Here is a 382-nt window from a genome sequence, read left to right as displayed (position 1 = left end):
CGGTGCGGCTGGGTTACGCGATCTTCGCCGTCGCGACGCTGTCCTTCATGGGCTTCGGCATCCAGCCGCCCTCGCCCGACTGGGGCCTCTCGATCTCCAGCAACTACGGCATGATCGGCGCCGGCTTCTGCTGCACGGTGCTGTTCGACGCCCTGGCCATCGCCTCGCTGGTGATCGGCGTCAACCTGGTGGCGGACGGCGTCCATGGAGCGTTCAATGACTGAGAAGAACGCGCTCGAGCTCAACGATCTCTCCGTCGCCTACCGCGTTGGCGGCCGCAACCGGGCGGTGCTGCGCAATGTCAGCCTTACCATCGGCCGGGGCGAGGCCTACGGACTGGTCGGCGAATCCGGCTGCGGCAAATCCACGGCGGCGCTGTCTG

General features: G+C 67.3%; 1 protein-coding gene and 1 pseudogene. Both read left to right on the top strand.

All coding sequences use genetic code 11. The features are described 5' to 3' along the window. Nucleotides 1–224 (top strand): annotated as a pseudogene (locus EN859_RS35750) (ABC transporter permease); the annotation flags it as partial. Further along, the coding region (locus EN859_RS35745) for an ATP-binding cassette domain-containing protein (RefSeq protein ID WP_189502513.1) at nt 217–382 on the top strand (166 nt) is incomplete at its 3' end. The pseudogene EN859_RS35750 and the gene EN859_RS35745, both read left to right, overlap by 8 nt.

The organism is Mesorhizobium sp. M00.F.Ca.ET.216.01.1.1 (genome assembly GCF_004010325.2).
GTDB lineage: Bacteria > Pseudomonadota > Alphaproteobacteria > Rhizobiales > Rhizobiaceae > Mesorhizobium.
The sequence above is the reverse complement of the archived record's forward strand: the minus strand, read 5'-3'. Positions and strand labels throughout refer to the sequence as shown.